This is a genomic window from Secundilactobacillus collinoides DSM 20515 = JCM 1123 (assembly GCF_001435975.1).
GTDB classification, from domain to species: Bacteria; Bacillota; Bacilli; order Lactobacillales; family Lactobacillaceae; genus Secundilactobacillus; species Secundilactobacillus collinoides.
This window is the reverse complement of record NZ_AYYR01000039.1, coordinates 47,924-63,665: the sequence shown is the minus strand read 5'-3', so window position 1 is coordinate 63,665 and position 15,742 is coordinate 47,924. Positions and strand designations below refer to the sequence as shown.

Here is a 15,742-nt window from a genome sequence, read left to right as displayed (position 1 = left end):
ACAACTTATAAAATAACCTTGGGACCACAGAAAAAGTAAAACGTAGCGGTGGCCACCATTCAAACTTGTCTTTCTATTGTTTAACGGTCAGTGTGGTTCTGCCAACTATCTGATCGTTTAGACTGAACTGTGACCGCAGTTAATGGAAATCATTTGACGACCATTGTCAATTCAACTATGAAAGGGAAGCTATATTTTCTTTCTGAGTACAGCTACGTAACTGAGCTTACTTTTCTACGTTTAATATAGTAGGTATATTAAAATATGTCAGAATCAACTGAATTTACGCCATTCTTTTTCCACCGAGTGTTACTGACCGTGGATGAAGACGACAGCACATCGACACAGCGGGCGTTTCGTTACGCCGTGACTGTAGCCCGTGATTACCAGGCCCATTTGGGTGTCTGTTCCGTTATCGAAAGCCAGGATATCAATATTTACGATTCCTTAACACCGTCAAAGGTGCAGGAAAAACGGGATGCTGTTCAGGCGGTGGTCGACCGTTATGCCGCAGCCGCTAAAGAGGCTGGTATCAAGGATGTAACGGGATTCGTAGGTGAGGGTGGCGACGTTGACGACACCATCATTGACCAAATCGTTCCGGATTTTCAACCTGACCTGATTGTTTGCGGGGCTGACACTGAATTTGCCAGTCACCGCAATCCCGGTACCGTCAGTGTGCAGTTGGCTAAAAAGGTACCGGTCTCCGTTATTGTTGTGAGATAACAAGGCGTTCGGCACCTGTTTTTACGAGGGACGCGTTAAAATAAAGCACGGGAGAGGTTCCGTGCTTTATTATTTTGCTTTAATGCAACCGTTTGCAATGCTATAATAGTAGCAATTAACCGGTAAAGAAGGGAAGTATAATGACATCGTTTTCGCAACTAAAGGGCTGTCTGTTTGACCTCCACGGTGTGATTGCGGATTCGTCCGCTTACCATACGCAAGCATGGCATCAGCTGGCAACAGACTTGAACGTCACTTGGACGCAGGCGTTGGCTGATAAGCTGCTCGGCATGAGTCGTGACGATGCTGTGGCGACAATTTTGGCGGCGGGTGACTTGACGGATGCCTATTCTGAGACAGAAAAAATCAGCTTGGGCGTGCGCAAAAACGGGTATTATTTGGCACTGATCCAGACGATGTCGCCAAAGGACATCCTGCCTGGAATCAAGCCCTTTTTAAACGAGCTGCAGCGTAATGGCTACGGTATTGTTTTAGCTTCCGCGTCAGTCAACGCCCCCGTTGAGATCGCAAAGATGCAGCTGACCGACTATTTCCCGCTGATAGTGGATCCAAAAACCTTGCACCATAACAAGCCGGATCCAGAAATCTATGTGCGGGCCGCTGAGATGCTGCGGATGCCGCCCGAAACTTGCATGGGATTTGAAGATTCTCAACCCGGACTGACGGCGCTAAATGGGTCAGGTGCCGTTTCGGTTGGGATAGGTACCCCGGCAGAAATTAAAACGGCCAAAGTACAATTACCTAGCACAAAGGCCTTAACGTTAACGAATATTGAACACGCATTGCAATAAAAAAGCAGGTCATTCACGAGTAAGTGAGTGACCTGTCTTTTATTGCAACAATTTATCTTGAATAAAATCTTCCAGCACAACGGCTTGGTTATGCGTTTCATCCTTCGCACCGTACAACATGATAACGTTGCCGCGCTTGAGTTTGTCTTTGATTAAATTCAGGAAGTCCTGAAGGTCAGGATTAGCGTTGAGTTCAGTTTCATAACGGGTTTTGAATTCAGGATATTTTTCCGGATCATGTGCGAACCATTCACGTAATTCTTTAGTGGGCGCAATGGTTTTGTACCAATCATCCAACGCCGCATTGACCTTCGAAATGCCACGGGGCCAGACTCTGTCGACCAAAATACGGTAGCCGTTCATATCGACCGGTTTCGTATAAATGCGTTCAATTTTTAGGGGCATCTCAATCACCTTCCTCTTATTGGTCACTATACCATAAGTTGATTTAAAGGTAATGAATCCTGTTTTGAGGCAGGCGGCAAGCACGTCAAATTCTTAAAGACTATAGCGTGACGTTTAAAAACATAGAACGTGACCCAAAAAGAACGTCGTTGACGGCGTCCTTTTTGGATTACCTTATTCAGTTTCTCGTTGGTTCTGTTGTTCTTTTTGGTCCTTGTCGTACATCCTGTCATGGACGTAAGGATACGTAAACTTGACCATGATCGGCATGATGGTCGGCAACATGAAGACTAACAGGATCAAGCCGACAATAACGGCGAGTGCCACTTGAATTAAAGTTGTGACACCGGATGGCATCAGGGCGGCAAAGGTACCGCCAAGAATAATTGCGGCTGAAATCACCGTTGTTCCAATAAGCGCCGACGAATTAATGATCCGTTTTCGGACATCCTGAATAATCGACGCATCGTCCCTGTACCGCATCATGAGGAAGATACTGTAGTCGGTTCCAAGCGCAATCAGCATGATGAAACTAAAGAATGGCGTGTTCCAGGTTAGTAGCGATTGCGACAAGAAGGTGGCGGAGATCCATTTTGTAATGGAGAGGGCGCTGTAGTACGCCACGGTCAACGTCCCAATGATGGTCATCGGTTGAATCAATGACCGTGTCACAAACATGAGCGCGATGCCGATCCCAATCAGCATAATAATGACGGTCCGTTTAAAGTCAGAGTTGGCTAATTTCTGCAGATCGGCAGTCTGCGACGTTTCCCCGCCAATCTTAACCTTAGCGTTCTTTAAGGTGCCATGCTTCAGTTTTGCGTGCACGTCGCTAGTGATCGTGTTGATTTGGTCAGCAGCCTTTGTTGTGCTTGGGTCATGATTCAACACAACGGTGATCTCGGCAATCTTCCGGTTTTTGGACATGTAAGTGTTCATGGATGGTTTGAAGGCACTGGAATTGAGTTCGCTCTTCGGCATGTAGAAGTCGTTACCCACGTAGGATTTTTGTAATTCTTTGAGGTAGTTGTTGACCGTTGCCGTCCCGTTACCGATCTTGCTCAATGACTGGTTGGCGGTGGTCAGACCGGCCTGCAGTTCCTTAGTTTGCGTCTGCATCTTCTTGAGCTTCGTGCTCATTTCCTGTACGCCGGTGTTCACTTGGGTGCTGGCACTGGCAACGGACTGGGCACCTGAAACCAGTTTTGTGCCACTGGTCGTCAGTTTTGATGCCCCACTTGAAAGTTGCGTACTGCTGCTTGCAAATGGTGACACAGAACTGTTCAACTGACTTAACCCACTGGACAGCTGTGAAGAACCGCTGGCTAACTGTGATGTGCTGGCATGAAGGGCAGCGTTGGCAGTTGTTTCCTGGTTGAGGGCGCTGGCGCCTGAAGCCAATTGCTGACTGGACTTGCTGAGCTGACTTACACTGCTGGAAAGCTTTGAAGCGCTGCTTGTCAGTTGCGAAGTGCCGCTGGTAAGTTGGTTGACCCCACTCGTGTAGGTCGAGACACCTTGGCTGAGTTGCTTTGCACCGGACTGCAACTTAGCTGTCCCAGTGGTGAGTTCACTTAGTTGCGATGTGGTACTGCTGGAGCTTGCTGTGCCCAACTTTGAATTGGCTTGGTTTAACCCTGTTTCGACCTTTTTTAAACCAGCATTTGCTTCATTTAGGCCAGTAACCAGCTGCTTTAACTGGCTCTTGAGGTAGAGTGCCTTGATCTTAGAGCCACCGGGTTGGGTGACGGAGGTCACAGTCTTCACACCCGGTTCATCCTTGAGGTAGTTGGTAAGGTCGTCAATGGCTGCGAGATCCTTTTGGGTATTGAGGCCATGTTTGCTTTCAATGTAAACCGTTGATGTCCCGGACATACCAGCTGGAAAGTGCTTTTGAATCAGATTGTAGCCAGCTTTTGATTCGATGGTGTTCGACAATTCGTCAGCGTTATTGAAATTGAGTTTTTGCGAACTCGTCAGTACAAGTGGCACGAAAATGACTAACAGTACCACGATAGCGGTAATGGTGTGCTTCATGGCACCAGCTGACAGAAATCCCCACACACGATTGCGACCGTGTGCATCAAGATTGCGGCTCGGCCAAAACATTTTGCGGCCCAAGGTGGTCATGAAGAACATATTGAGCGTTAATAGCACGGCTAAGAGGACAACGACCCCGATAGCCACGCCAACCGCGGACTGGTAGAACGAGAATTTTGCCAGCCCAAGAACGGTAAACCCAATCAGAACGGAAGACCCACTGAACAGAATTGTCCGGCCAGCGTGTTTCCGTGCAACATTTGCCGCCTCGACAGCGGTTAACCCATTTGATAACTCTTCTTTAAACCGATTGTACAACAGAATGTTGTAATCGGTCCCGATCCCAAACAGCACTACGACCATAAAAATTTGGGTGAAGTTTGAAATTGGGAAACTCATCTTTTCAGCTAAATTCATGACAATATTGGAGGAGACCAGATAGGAGATACCAACGGTCAGCAGTGAGATCAACGGAATCGGTAAAGCACGGAAAACCAGAATCAAAACGATAAAGATGAAAATGGCCGCAATGATCTCAGTCTTCTTCAAGCCCGCTTGGGTTTCCGTGGAGAAGTCGTCGTTTAACAAATCACTCCCAGTAACATAGGTGCGCACACCCTTTGTCCTGACGTGGTTACGAATGATCTTGGCCTGTTTGCTGACAGAGGTGCCCTTTTCCAGAGTGATCATGGCCAACTGTGTTGTTTTATCATTCGAAGTTAGTTCTTTTTTGGCCTGCGCATTTTGATAAGCGCTGGTCAAACTCGTGATGTTCAGCTTATTATCGTTGTCCACCCGGTGAACGGCCTTGGTAATGCGGCGGTTATCAGTTGCCGACAGCTTGCCGTTCTTCTTATTAAACACAATGATCAGCGAACGGACGTTTTTATTGCCCGATGCTTTCTTTTCGATGGTTTGCGCCACCTGACTCTGTACGTTCGATGGTAATGTCACCGCACCGTGCTGTCGCACAAGTGCCGATACGTTTGGCATCGTAACGAGGGCTGCAATGGTGATCACGATCCACATGATCAGGGCAAGCCCGTGATGCTTCCAAAATTTCTGCATAGATTTTCTTCCCTTTTCCCTTATAATTATATAAACGAGTGATTAAATTTAGACACTTGTATAAGTTTCACTATGATGATAAACTCACAGCAATAAGGTTTCAACCTACAAAAAAAAGCTCCTGCCAAAATTTAGACAGAAACTTGAAAATGCAAAAGGGGTGCTTTCATGAAGTACGATTTGTCGAAGAAACCGACACGTGGCGCGCAACGGACGTTGTATGCATTTTCGCATACGGCGATGGCACTGCTGGCTCAAAAGCCGTTTGAAGACATTAACGTTAACGAAATATGCAATCAGAGCAATTTTCCGCGGGCGACTTTTTATAATTATTTCGACGATAAATATGATCTAGTGAATTATGTTTGGTATTTATTGGCAAAAGATGTGGGTATTGACGATGTCAGCGCACTGGCTAAAAATGACGATTTGCTGTTGATATATTTTGATCGGCTTTACGATCTATTTGAGCATAATAGTCGATTGTTGGACAGCATCCTCAAACACAACGAGGCCAACGGCACCCTGCTGAACAGCTTTACGCGCTATTTGAGAGATACGATCCACCGCGTATTTACAGACCACTTCGGCCACATGAAGTTTCGCATTCCCGTTGAACTAATGGTCGACCAGTGTTGTTACACGGTAATGATGTTACTGGAATGGATCTTTCTGAAACAGCAGCCCACAACTAAGGCACAAGCTCACCAGTATCTCGCCATTCTAATCAGTGACCCGGATATGGTCGTCGTCCCAAGTGCAGCGTCGCCGCGCCCAGATCAAACTGCCGGTAAGTAACGTCATGCAGCCCGGCTTCTTGGAACATCGTTTTGAGTTGTTCTGCGGTGACAAACTCAGCGGTCGTTCGTTGCAAATAGGCGTAATCTTGATAATTGTGCACGGCCAGTTTGGTCATCATCGGAACCAGGTTAAAGTAGATCTGCCAACCGAGATGAATGATCGGTTGGGTGGGCTGCGATGTTTCCAAACAAGCTACCTGACCGCCGGAGTGGATGACCCGCGTCATTTCACTGAGGACTTGACTGGCATCAGGAACGTTGCGCAGGCCAAACCCAATTGTTGCGGCGTCGAAGTAATCAGCAGGGTAGGGTAGGCTCATGGCATCACCTTGAACAAGCGTAATTCTGTCTTCTAGGTTGGCTGCCTCAACCTTTCGTTTAGCGATTGCTAGCATTTCTTTGCTAAAATCGAGGCCGACCACGTGCCCAGCGGGGCCAACCGCTTGTGCCAGGGCGATGGTCCAGTCTCCTGTTCCGCAGCAAACGTCGATGGCAAAGTCGCCTGGGCGAAGCGCCATCTGTTTCATGGTCACCTTTCGCCAATGGCGGTGCGTCCGCAGGGTGATTAAGTTATTCATGTCATCGTAGTTGCCGGCAATGCGGTTAAAGAGCCCCTGAACGTTTTTTTCGGGGGTGTTATTCGTGATTGGCATGGTGCACCTTCTTGTTTAAAAATTTTCGGTATTACATTTATTGTAACAGACCACATGGCCAGTAAAGTAAAAAGTGATTACAACACAAAAATCGCGCCTCCAGCAACTAGTTGGGGGGACGCGATTTTTTTATGTTATGAATTAAAGGTATTTAGCATCCATTTTGGGATCTTGTGAGGTCAAGATTTTTGGGCCATCTTTCGTGATAACCAAGGTGTGTTCGTACTGTGCGGATGGGGTACCATCAGCAGAAGCGTAGTATTCCCAAGTGTCGCCAGGGACTTTCTTAGAAATAATTTCCCAGGTGCCAGTGTTGACCATAGGTTCGATGGTGATGGTCATGCCTTCACGTAATCGCAGACCCTTACCTTTTTCACCGTAGTGGGGCACGTTTGGCTGTTCGTGCATGGTTGGTTGAATACCGTGGCCAATCAGCTCACGGACATCACCCATGTGGTTTTCGTCTTCAACGTAGTGCTGAATGGCGTAACCAATGTCACCAATCCGGTTGCCAATAACGGCCTGGTCGATACCCAAGTACAGTGCCTTGAGGGTAACGTCCATCAAGTGTTGTTTTTCTTCTGAAATCTTGCCAACGGCGTAGGTCCAGCAAGAGTCGCTCATAAAACCATCCAAGTTCACAACCATGTCAACGGCAACGATATCGCCTTCCTTTAACAGCAATTCCTTGCGGGGAATGGCGTGGGCAACTTCATCGTTGACACTGACACAGGTGGCATACTTGTACCCTTCAAAGCCTTTTTCTTCAGCCTTGGCGCCATGTTCTTCAATATATTTATTAGCAAACCGTTCAATATCCCATGAGGAGATACCAGGTTTAATAATGTCGCGCAGACCGAGGTGAACACCAGCCAAAATGGCACCAGATTTACGCATCATTTCAATTTCACGAGGTGATTTTAAAGTAATCAAATTCTTTTTCTCCTTTGAAGTTAGTCTCATGTATTAATGTACACCTTTTGTAGAGTGTGGAGCAAGGCGTTTAGGGGGCGGAGCATAACGGACTCTGAGCCAAAAAGTCCGGGCCTGACTTTTTGGCTCAGAGTCCGTTATGCAGGAGCCCCCTGCCTTGCGGAACACATTTCGGCAATAAAAAAAGGGAGCGCGTCGCAATAAGCAACCCAAGTCAAAGTTCAACCAAACGAGCTCCAGACTTTTGTGACCGGAGTTGCTTCCTTGCCTTGCGGAACACATTTCGGCAATAAAAAAAGGGAGCGCGTCGCCATAAACAACCCAGTTCACTACGTCAGCAAACCGCAGTCATAATATTAGCCAAGAGCTTTATAAAAATACACCAAGTTGCAGTGGCCTGTATTCGTCACATCAGGCTGCACTTCCAGCGTCTAGTAAGCAGTCGACAACGAGAGCCAATGGCAGTAGTAGGCGACTGCAGAAATTTCTAAATCAATCAATCGACCGACCCAAAGAATACCGCAACCTATTAAAAAAAGCCACCAACGCAACTCGCGGTGATGGCCTCTAGACTAACAGCCTAAGTTAAGCTTGTAATGTCGCCATTTTTGATGGCCTTCATGATCTTGTTTGCTTCGTCAAGACGGGATTCGACGATGTAACGCATGGTGACGTCGTTCTTGTCTTTGGCGTCGTTAAATTGTTCTGTCAAGAAATCGATTTGGTCGTTCAGATAAGAAATTAAGTCCATATTTACACCTACTTTACATGTTCTTCACAATCCATTATAGCGCTTTTCTGACGGTTCCGACACGGAAACACTAATTGTCGCGATTACCACCAAAGAGGAGCACTAGCCGAAGAAGCTGGAGGAAAGTGGACAGGGCAGCAGCGACATATGTGAGGGCTGCTGCTGTGAGCACTTTGCGAACCATGGGTACTTCCTCCTGAGTTAAGCCCTCACCGAGAATTTTTAATGCACGGTGGGAGGCGTTGAATTCAACCGGTAATGTAACCAGTTGGAAGAGCAGGGCAAGCGAGAAGAGGAGAATACCGATATGGACCAGCGTTTGGTTAAAACTCAGCACGACCCCAATGATAATCAGGGGTAACGATAGTGAGGAGCCGATGTTTGCCAGTGGGACGATGGCCGTTCGCAGGCGCATTGGTGCGTAGTTGGTCGCGTCTTGCACAGCGTGGCCGCATTCGTGGGCGGCCACACCAACGGCGGCAACCGAGGTTGAATTAGCGGTCGATTGTGACAGACTCAATACCTTTGTTTGTCCGTTGTAGTTATCCGTTAAATTACCAGAAATTTGGGTGACACCGACATCGGTAATGCCGGATTGCTGCAAAATATAGTTGGCGGCATCCGTACCGGTCACACCACTGCGAGAGCGGTACTGATCGTACTTGCGAAACGTGCTGTTGACGTAACCGGACGCTGCCATGGATAATACCAAACCGATGATCACTAAGAAATAGGTGGGGTCAAACAGGGCAAAGATGGGTGATGTCATTCAGGTTCCTCCTTTAAATACTTTGACTAATGCTGACTAATATTTTATCAAGAAGAACTATAATAGTCACGGAAAATCCTCTGATTTCATGAAATTCTTAGCGTTGGTGCCGGTTTCATACGTATCGCTAAATTGTCTCGCACGCGCGAAAATAATCAGCACAAACGAGTCGCCAATAAAACACATCTCTAGCAGGACATAGGCGTGAACGATTGGCATCCAAGAAGAGGGTATGTTTACATTTGCGTTTTAAAGCGCTAAGATAAAGGTGGATTAGATAAGAATCGTTCTAAACTAATGTGAGAGGAAGATCATTGTATGTCTGATGCAGTTCAATTACGGGACTCACGGCGGTTGTGGTTTATTACCACACTGCTGATGGGTACTTTTACGATGTCCATAAGTCAATCAGCTTTGTCCACAGCTTACCCGACGCTGATGCGTTATTTCAGTATTTCCGCTTCGACAGTGCAGTGGCTGACCACCGGGTTCATGCTGATCATGTGTGTCATGATGCCGATTAGCCCTTGGTTGTTGAATAATATTGGGTTTAAGCCATTATTCTTGTTCGTGCTGGTCATGTTTGATGTCGGCACACTGCTGATTATTCTGGCACCGAATTTTCCGTTAGTGTTGCTGGGCCGGGCAATGGAAGCTGTAGGGGTAGGCATCCTTTTTCCTTCCTATCAAACAGTACTGCTGACAATCACGCCAAAGGAAGATCGCGGCAGTGCCATGGGTGTTGCCGGACTGGTCATGGGATCGGCGTTAGCGGTTGGTCCCATCATTTCAGGAATCGTGTTGAAGTTTACGACTTGGCAGGGGTTGTTCTGGGTGTTCTTGGTAATTATTACCTTGGTGGCTATTTTGGCAACGCGTACCATCGTGAACGTCATGCCCAGTGATAAATCCAGTTTGGACTGGCTGTCAGTTATTTGTCTGGTCGGGTTTATCGGTATTTTGTACGTCATTAATTTAACGGGTCAAACCGGTGTGAACTGGCCGTTAGCCTGGGGGATTCTGATTGTTAGTGTGCTGGCTGTTATCCTGTTTGCGACGCGTCAGTTCAGACTTGAAACACCGCTGTTGGACCTGCGGGTGTTTGGTGTGGGTCAGTTCAACATTGCCGTTTGGCTAACGGGGTTGTCTTACATCGCACTGATTGTGGTCACCATTGTTTTTCCACTGTATTACCAAATTGTGCTTGGCGTCAGCCCGTTTATTTCTGGGATGGCGTTGGTCCCTGGGGCGGTGTTCCTGAGCATATTGAACCCAATTACGGGGAAACTTGCTGACCGTCTGGGGTTTAAAAAAGTTCTGCTGATCGGGATGATCATGATTCTTGCCGGCTGGGGACTTCTGGTGTTGATTCCCGGACAAGTCGGTCTGTGGGGCATGATGCCAATTGCGATGCTGATCGAAGGCGGGAATGCGTTTGTCATGATGCCGGCGGTAACGCTGGGCGCGGATGCTCTGCCGACACATCTGGTATCTCATGGGACGGCGGTCATTACGACGATGCGGCAACTGCTCGGGTCCACCGGGGTCGCAGTGGCCACCTTGTTGTTGTCATTAGGTCACGTGAAGACGGCCACGCTGGGTAACTTCCACATTGTGTTCTGGGTGTTCTTTGCCCTGGAAATTATCGGGCTGGCCTTAGCCTTGGCACTGAAAAATAAGCAACAAGCAGCTTCATAAAAACGAAAGAGACGGTTGCGGTCATTTCCCGCAGCCGTTTTTCTGTGGCAAAATTTTGCGAAATTATGAGGTACTTTTGCGGTATGATGGTCTTGACTGCTGGAACCGTCACCATTGTTTCAGCGTGAGTGATATTTTGAATAGATGGGATGATGATACATGGAAGTTGAAGCTAGTATTAACGCGCGGCATTCAGTCCGAGCATACAGCGATAAGCCGGTTTCAAAGGCACTCTTGACTGACCTGGCAGCCCAGGCACAAAAAAGCCCGTCGTGGGTCAATTCGCAGCCTTGGAAAATCTATATTGCAATGGGCAAAACAATGCGCCATTTAGCCGAGCAACAGGCAGCTTATGAAACCCAGGGAGTGGACTCGCATCCGGATATTCCGGTGCAACATCGGGAACTATGGGATAAACCGCAACAGGCGAACATGCGGGAAAATTCGACACGTCGGGCAGTCTATGGTGAGGAACACGGCGTGAGTTATCCAGAGTCGCAGCGCCATTTGTACAATGCGCCAGCGGTGGCCTACCTCACGATTCCAAAATCCAGCCCGCAGTGGTCACTTTATGACCTTGGCAGCTTTGCTGAGGCGTTAATTCTTTCTGCCACTGACAAAGGTTTGGGTACAATTCCCTCCTATTCATTGGTAAAGTATCCGGAACTGGCCCGGCAGGCACTCGGCATTCCAGATAGTGAACAATTGGTCATCGGGATTGCAATCGGCTACGAAGCAGAATCACCCATGAACGCATATCGGTCAAACCGGATGCCCTTGGATCAAATTTTAACTATCAAGGACTAATTTAACGTTTCAAAAAATCACTGATTGCAAAAATGTATAAATATTAAAAAATACGTCATTTTTTCTAATTTTTTAAAAATGAAAAGTCCTATTTTCACGAAAATTATTAAAATGATAAGATATGAAAAGACTGGTACAGCTTCCTTTCTGTACTGCTAAATGAGATGTAAGCGATTTATATGAAAAAATGCTAATTTTTTTATTTATATTTAATTTTTGTATTTTCGTTCGTGTTTAAATAGGCTACAATAGCCTTAAGTCGAGAAAATGACCTGGAAGGAGAACTTGATTATATGACAGAACCACAGAATGTTGAAACGGCTGCGTTATACATGAACCCAGCCCGAGACGTCGCTGTTATCGATTATAGCAGCAAGCACATGTCAGACATCTTTACGTTAATTAACAGTAAGGAATTGTTTGAAGTCGTTCGTTTATATCTTGAACAACACAGTCACCACGAGGAAGGTACCGATAATGAATTTGAGGATACCGACCCGAAAACATACTTGGATACTGTGAAAGCAGTATTACTTGATCGTGAAGACGCCTACGATAAGTTCAACCGATATGAAATCCTTGATAGTATTGAAAACCTTTATTCATACTACCGGTCATTCCTGAGAATCGGCGTTTTGAACCTGCATGGCAGTGAAGCTTCAGCCAACACGTTCATGCAATTAGATGATCAATTTAATAGCCTAGTGATCCGCTCATACCGGACACTTGAAGAAAAACTTCAGGGCTTTAAGAACAAGACATACCGTCAAGTGAGTGCTGGGACTTCTGCTGTTGTCCTGACTCAATCACACGACTGGCCAATCCCAAAGGGTTACGAAGCATTGAAGCCAATTCGTTTCCTGGACACATTGAGCTTACGGCCACCAATGATGATGACCACGCCAAGCAACAAGCGTGAGGGGACCTTTACTGCCGTTCCTGACAACCCAATTGACAAGTTCCATGGCGATCGCAAAGAATGGTACTGTTTCCCAGCTAAGATCGGTGAAAGCCTTTGCTACATCTACTTCCACCGTGACTACTTCGTAAGTGGTATCTCACTTGCCAACTTGTTTGAAGTTGCTGACGCTAAGGAAGTTGCTGGTCACAAGCCAGATGAAATTCTGTTATTTGGGATCGACAAGACTGAGGGCGACGTTTGCCACTACCACCACGATGAAGAAAATGACATCTGGGTCGGTGAGGTTCCTTACAACGACAAGACCACCTACTTCGGTTACATGAAGAAGATGTGCTTGACCCTGCATAACCTGCACATGATCTATGAGAACCACCTGCCAATTCACGGTTCAATGGTTCGAATCAAGTTTGCAAACGGCAAGAACAAGAACGTTGTCTTCTTCGGCGATTCTGGTGCCGGGAAGTCTGAATCATTGGAAGCCCTGCAAGAAATCGCTGATGACAAGATTATCAGTTTGGAAACGATTTTCGATGACATGGGCAGCTTTGCCTTTGATAGTGACGGCAACATGTATGCTCAGGGGACAGAAATCGGCGCCTTCGTCCGGTTGGATGATTTGAGTTCCGCCGTGGCCTTCAACAACATGGACCGTGGGGTTTACTTGAATCCTGACCGGAAGAACGCCCGGGTTATTATCCCAGCCGATTCTTACCGTCGGGTCATTAAGCACCACCAAGTTGACATGTGGGTTTACGCCAACAACTACGATACTGAAATTGGAATCCACCAATTTGAAAACGAAGATGATGCTAAGAAGACCTTTATCACTGGGAAGCGGTTTGCGCTTGGAACCACTGATGAAGTTGGGATGAGCACGACCTTCTTCGCTAACCCATTCGGCCCTGTTCAAGAAGAGGAAAAGACCCGTCCAGTTATCGACAAAGTCTTTAACCACTTGTTTAAGCAAGGCATCTACGTGGGTGAAATTTACGCCCACCTTGGCACTGATAAGTCTAAGGACAGTTTGAACGAATCTGCACAAGAATTGCTTGATGTGCTCTGGAATTCATAAAATAAAATCGTATGACTTGAGCCGGCAGCAGTCGAAATGACTGCTGCCGGCTTTTGTTGTCGAAAAATGCTGTCAGTTTTGAGCTGGTAGTCATTTTTTTGCGTAGTTATGGGTATTGTCCGATATTTCAGCAACTAATGAAGTGTAAATAAAGTCAGTGGACTGTATTGCGGCAGAGATTGATCGTATTTCTTAGACAGCTGAATGAAAAACTGGGACACTCATTGAATGGAACGGAAGACAGAGGAGGCACTGAATGTATTTACGTACGAAACAGATTGAAGATCATCATATGATTGAAGTTCCGATTGAATTTAACATTGGCCCCGGCGTCATCGTTCGCCCCTACCGGTTTAAAAATGGGTTCGGTTACGAATTCGTGTCGAAAGACCGTTTGCATATGACGGACGATGATATTCTAGCGGAAGTCTTGCGCGAAAATATCCCGCGCGAGGCCGTTTTGACAGAATTTCAGCGCCGGCGAGCGGCCATCGAGCACGCGTTGAATTTGCTGCTGCCCGAACGCAATTAAAAAACGTGCCAACAATTACCATTTTTGGTAGTCATGAGCACGTTTTGATTGTTAATTAAATTAGGCGTTGCTGAGCTGCTCTGCATCCTTTGCTAACCGGTACAGTTTAAAGGCCTGATAGTCACCCTTAACCTGCTCAATGTATGCTTGAGACCAGTCAGCAATGGCGGTATCAAACTTTTCAGAATGGCCGACATAGCCGAGGATCATTCCGGCAGTCGGACTCTGAGCATGAGCGGTGCCGAGAATCCAAGCGCAGGTCTTGGCGTAAGCCTCAAACTGTTCCCAGTCAAGTTGGCTAAGGTCAACGGAAGCCTTCATATCCCGGAATTGGCGGACGTAGTAGGAGCGTGACGTACCGGCAAAATAACCGAGAAACGGGTCGGAGGCAGATTGTAGGATCTTCTGTGAGTAAACGATTCGTTTGCCTTCATTCTTTTCAAAAGCAACACTGGCTTCATCAGGGAGGCGATCGGCCAATTTACGGGTCGGCAGGGCTTCTTTGATTTGGAGCACCAGGTGGCTGCCATCGGTACTCGTCATTAGGACAAGGTAGCAGCGGGAACCAAAACTGCCAACGCCCACACTATGCCGCACCACATCGGTAACCGTAAACTGCGACAGCATCATATTGACATCCGGCTGCAGAGTATCACGGTAGTCAGAAAGGTATTTTTCAATATTTTTTGTGACATTATCCTTAACGTGACGGGTTCGCGGCGCGTTCTCATTGAACAGGCAAGTCCCGTCTGCCTTGGTTGTAGTGAACTTGCGGACAACTTGTTCAGAATCGCGTTTGCCGGCCTTTTCCATGAACTTTTTGAGTTTCTTATTGTGTTGCAGTTCATCGGGAATCGCGTTCAGCAGTGTCTCAACTTCATTTAAAGGATAGAAGCGGTTCAAGGTGGTGCGTTCAAACATGGCGTTCATACTTTCGCGGTAGGAGCGGCCAAGGTCCTTCAGCAAAGCAGGCAACAGCGAGCTGTCAAAATCAGGATGTTCGCCAGCCGCCAAAATGACACTGACGGCGAGGCGTTTCACGTCCCATTCGAATGGGTTGATGCCGGCTTCGTCAAAATCGTTCAAGTCAAACAACAGGTGCCGTTCCGGCGATGCAAACAGCCCGAAATTTCCGACGTGGGCGTCACCGCAAGTGATGGCGTGAATCGGCGAGTTGGTTTGGTGAGCTAAATCATATTCCATCAGTTCTGCCGTTCCTCGAAAGAACGTGAAGAGCGACTCACTCATCCGTTGAGTGCGTTCCGGCAACAGTTCTGGAATCAAAATCTGCCGAACTTGATCCATCAGTCGATTGGGATCACGGGAGATCGGCTTAAAGCTGCCCAGCGTTTCGAAAGGCGCGGTCTTACGGATGGTCTTACCCAGTTTTTCCTGTTTTTCAAGGGACTGGGTGATTTGAACTTGGCTAAAACTATAGGGGCGGACTGACAATATAATGACCTTCTTTCGAGTTTACGCATTTCATCGACAAGTGTACCATGACTGAGCCAGAAGCGTTAGTATGGGCAACCGACTCTGTGGAAAAGCAGTTTTTGTAAGATTACAGGGGAAAACCAGACATCGCAAGAAGATAAAAATAGTTCATAGCAGGCGCATAGGATCGTCAGATGAATGGAATGTGGAAGGGCTTTCAACTCAGGTGCTATGCACTGAATGATTATTTAGTAAAATTTTTACTATTTTTCGACTTTCTGCGTTACAATGAAAACGGTATAATTAGTCTATCGCAAATA

14 protein-coding genes are annotated in these 15,742 nt (G+C 47.0%); 7 read left to right on the top strand and 7 right to left on the bottom strand.

Going from position 1 to position 15,742, the window contains the following annotated elements; all coding sequences use genetic code 11:
* The first annotated feature begins 264 nt into the window (after positions 1–264).
* Both FC82_RS07140 and pgmB read left to right on the top strand, forming a co-directional pair.
* Positions 265–726: a universal stress protein gene (locus tag FC82_RS07140; protein ID WP_054759360.1), complete on the top strand. Its 462-nt coding sequence runs from the start codon at positions 265–267 to the stop codon at positions 724–726.
* Between the two features lie 140 nt (positions 727–866).
* A complete protein-coding gene (pgmB, locus tag FC82_RS07135; protein ID WP_056996606.1) occupies positions 867–1,538 on the top strand; it encodes a beta-phosphoglucomutase in 672 nt (223 codons plus the stop codon).
* Positions 1,539–1,577: 39 nt separating this feature from the next.
* Here the strand turns inward: pgmB and FC82_RS07130 are convergent, their stop codons facing one another.
* Positions 1,578–1,943 (bottom strand): DUF488 domain-containing protein, encoded by a 366-nt coding sequence (locus tag FC82_RS07130; protein ID WP_054759366.1) that lies wholly within the window; start codon positions 1,941–1,943, stop codon positions 1,578–1,580.
* A 174-nt stretch (positions 1,944–2,117) separates the two neighbouring features.
* Positions 2,118–5,051 (bottom strand): MMPL family transporter, encoded by a 2,934-nt coding sequence (locus tag FC82_RS07125; RefSeq protein ID WP_056996605.1) that lies wholly within the window; start codon positions 5,049–5,051, stop codon positions 2,118–2,120.
* Between the two features lie 168 nt (positions 5,052–5,219).
* Here FC82_RS07125 and FC82_RS07120 point away from each other — a divergent pair, with 168 nt between their 5' ends.
* Positions 5,220–5,849, top strand: a complete 630-nt coding sequence (locus FC82_RS07120; protein WP_082620246.1) for a TetR/AcrR family transcriptional regulator — start codon at positions 5,220–5,222, stop codon at positions 5,847–5,849.
* On the opposite strand, the gene FC82_RS07115 is transcribed toward FC82_RS07120, so the two are convergent.
* The 4 genes from FC82_RS07115 to FC82_RS07105 all read right to left on the bottom strand — a co-directional run bounded on the left by FC82_RS07115 (position 5,779) and on the right by FC82_RS07105 (position 8,957).
* A complete protein-coding gene (locus FC82_RS07115; RefSeq protein ID WP_056996604.1) occupies positions 5,779–6,504 on the bottom strand; it encodes a demethylmenaquinone methyltransferase in 726 nt (241 codons plus the stop codon). The genes FC82_RS07120 and FC82_RS07115 overlap by 71 nt on opposite strands.
* Positions 6,505–6,645: 141 nt before the next feature.
* Positions 6,646–7,437: a type I methionyl aminopeptidase gene (gene map, locus FC82_RS07110; protein WP_056996603.1), complete on the bottom strand. Its 792-nt coding sequence runs from the start codon at positions 7,435–7,437 to the stop codon at positions 6,646–6,648.
* 580 nt (positions 7,438–8,017) lie between these two features.
* Positions 8,018–8,188, bottom strand: a complete 171-nt coding sequence (locus FC82_RS16990; protein ID WP_169790573.1) for a hypothetical protein — start codon at positions 8,186–8,188, stop codon at positions 8,018–8,020.
* 70 nt (positions 8,189–8,258) lie between these two features.
* Positions 8,259–8,957 (bottom strand): zinc metallopeptidase, encoded by a 699-nt coding sequence (locus FC82_RS07105; RefSeq protein ID WP_054759368.1) that lies wholly within the window; start codon positions 8,955–8,957, stop codon positions 8,259–8,261.
* Positions 8,958–9,275: 318 nt separating this feature from the next.
* Between FC82_RS07105 and FC82_RS07100 the strand changes: the two genes are divergently transcribed.
* From FC82_RS07100 to FC82_RS07085, 4 genes are all read left to right on the top strand, one after another.
* Positions 9,276–10,655: an MFS transporter gene (locus FC82_RS07100; protein WP_056996602.1), complete on the top strand. Its 1,380-nt coding sequence runs from the start codon at positions 9,276–9,278 to the stop codon at positions 10,653–10,655.
* 159 nt (positions 10,656–10,814) lie between these two features.
* Positions 10,815–11,462, top strand: coding sequence for a nitroreductase (locus FC82_RS07095; RefSeq protein WP_054759370.1), 648 nt, complete (start codon positions 10,815–10,817; stop codon positions 11,460–11,462).
* A gap of 293 nt (positions 11,463–11,755) precedes the next feature.
* A complete protein-coding gene (locus FC82_RS07090; protein ID WP_056996601.1) occupies positions 11,756–13,456 on the top strand; it encodes a hypothetical protein in 1,701 nt (566 codons plus the stop codon).
* A gap of 256 nt (positions 13,457–13,712) precedes the next feature.
* Positions 13,713–13,988 (top strand): hypothetical protein, encoded by a 276-nt coding sequence (locus FC82_RS07085; RefSeq protein ID WP_054759371.1) that lies wholly within the window; start codon positions 13,713–13,715, stop codon positions 13,986–13,988.
* Positions 13,989–14,048: 60 nt separating this feature from the next.
* Here the strand turns inward: FC82_RS07085 and FC82_RS07080 are convergent, their stop codons facing one another.
* The gene (locus FC82_RS07080; RefSeq protein ID WP_056996600.1) at positions 14,049–15,440 is read right to left on the bottom strand and encodes a DUF2252 domain-containing protein; all 1,392 of its coding nucleotides are present in this window, start codon (positions 15,438–15,440) and stop codon (positions 14,049–14,051) included.
* Positions 15,441–15,742: the final 302 nt, after the last annotated feature.

Coding starts and splice junctions, on each gene's coding strand:
- FC82_RS07115 (WP_056996604.1), bottom strand. CDS start 6,504: ATGCCAATCACGAATAACACCCCCGAAAAAAACGTTCAGGGGCTCTTT.
- FC82_RS07105 (WP_054759368.1), bottom strand. CDS start 8,957: ATGACATCACCCATCTTTGCCCTGTTTGACCCCACCTATTTCTTAGTG.
- FC82_RS07085 (WP_054759371.1), top strand. CDS start 13,713: ATGTATTTACGTACGAAACAGATTGAAGATCATCATATGATTGAAGTT.
- FC82_RS07140 (WP_054759360.1), top strand. CDS start 265: ATGTCAGAATCAACTGAATTTACGCCATTCTTTTTCCACCGAGTGTTA.
- pgmB (WP_056996606.1), top strand. CDS start 867: ATGACATCGTTTTCGCAACTAAAGGGCTGTCTGTTTGACCTCCACGGT.
- FC82_RS07125 (WP_056996605.1), bottom strand. CDS start 5,051: ATGCAGAAATTTTGGAAGCATCACGGGCTTGCCCTGATCATGTGGATC.
- FC82_RS16990 (WP_169790573.1), bottom strand. CDS start 8,188: ATGGACTTAATTTCTTATCTGAACGACCAAATCGATTTCTTGACAGAA.
- FC82_RS07100 (WP_056996602.1), top strand. CDS start 9,276: ATGTCTGATGCAGTTCAATTACGGGACTCACGGCGGTTGTGGTTTATT.
- FC82_RS07120 (WP_082620246.1), top strand. CDS start 5,220: ATGAAGTACGATTTGTCGAAGAAACCGACACGTGGCGCGCAACGGACG.
- FC82_RS07090 (WP_056996601.1), top strand. CDS start 11,756: ATGACAGAACCACAGAATGTTGAAACGGCTGCGTTATACATGAACCCA.
- FC82_RS07130 (WP_054759366.1), bottom strand. CDS start 1,943: ATGCCCCTAAAAATTGAACGCATTTATACGAAACCGGTCGATATGAAC.
- FC82_RS07095 (WP_054759370.1), top strand. CDS start 10,815: ATGGAAGTTGAAGCTAGTATTAACGCGCGGCATTCAGTCCGAGCATAC.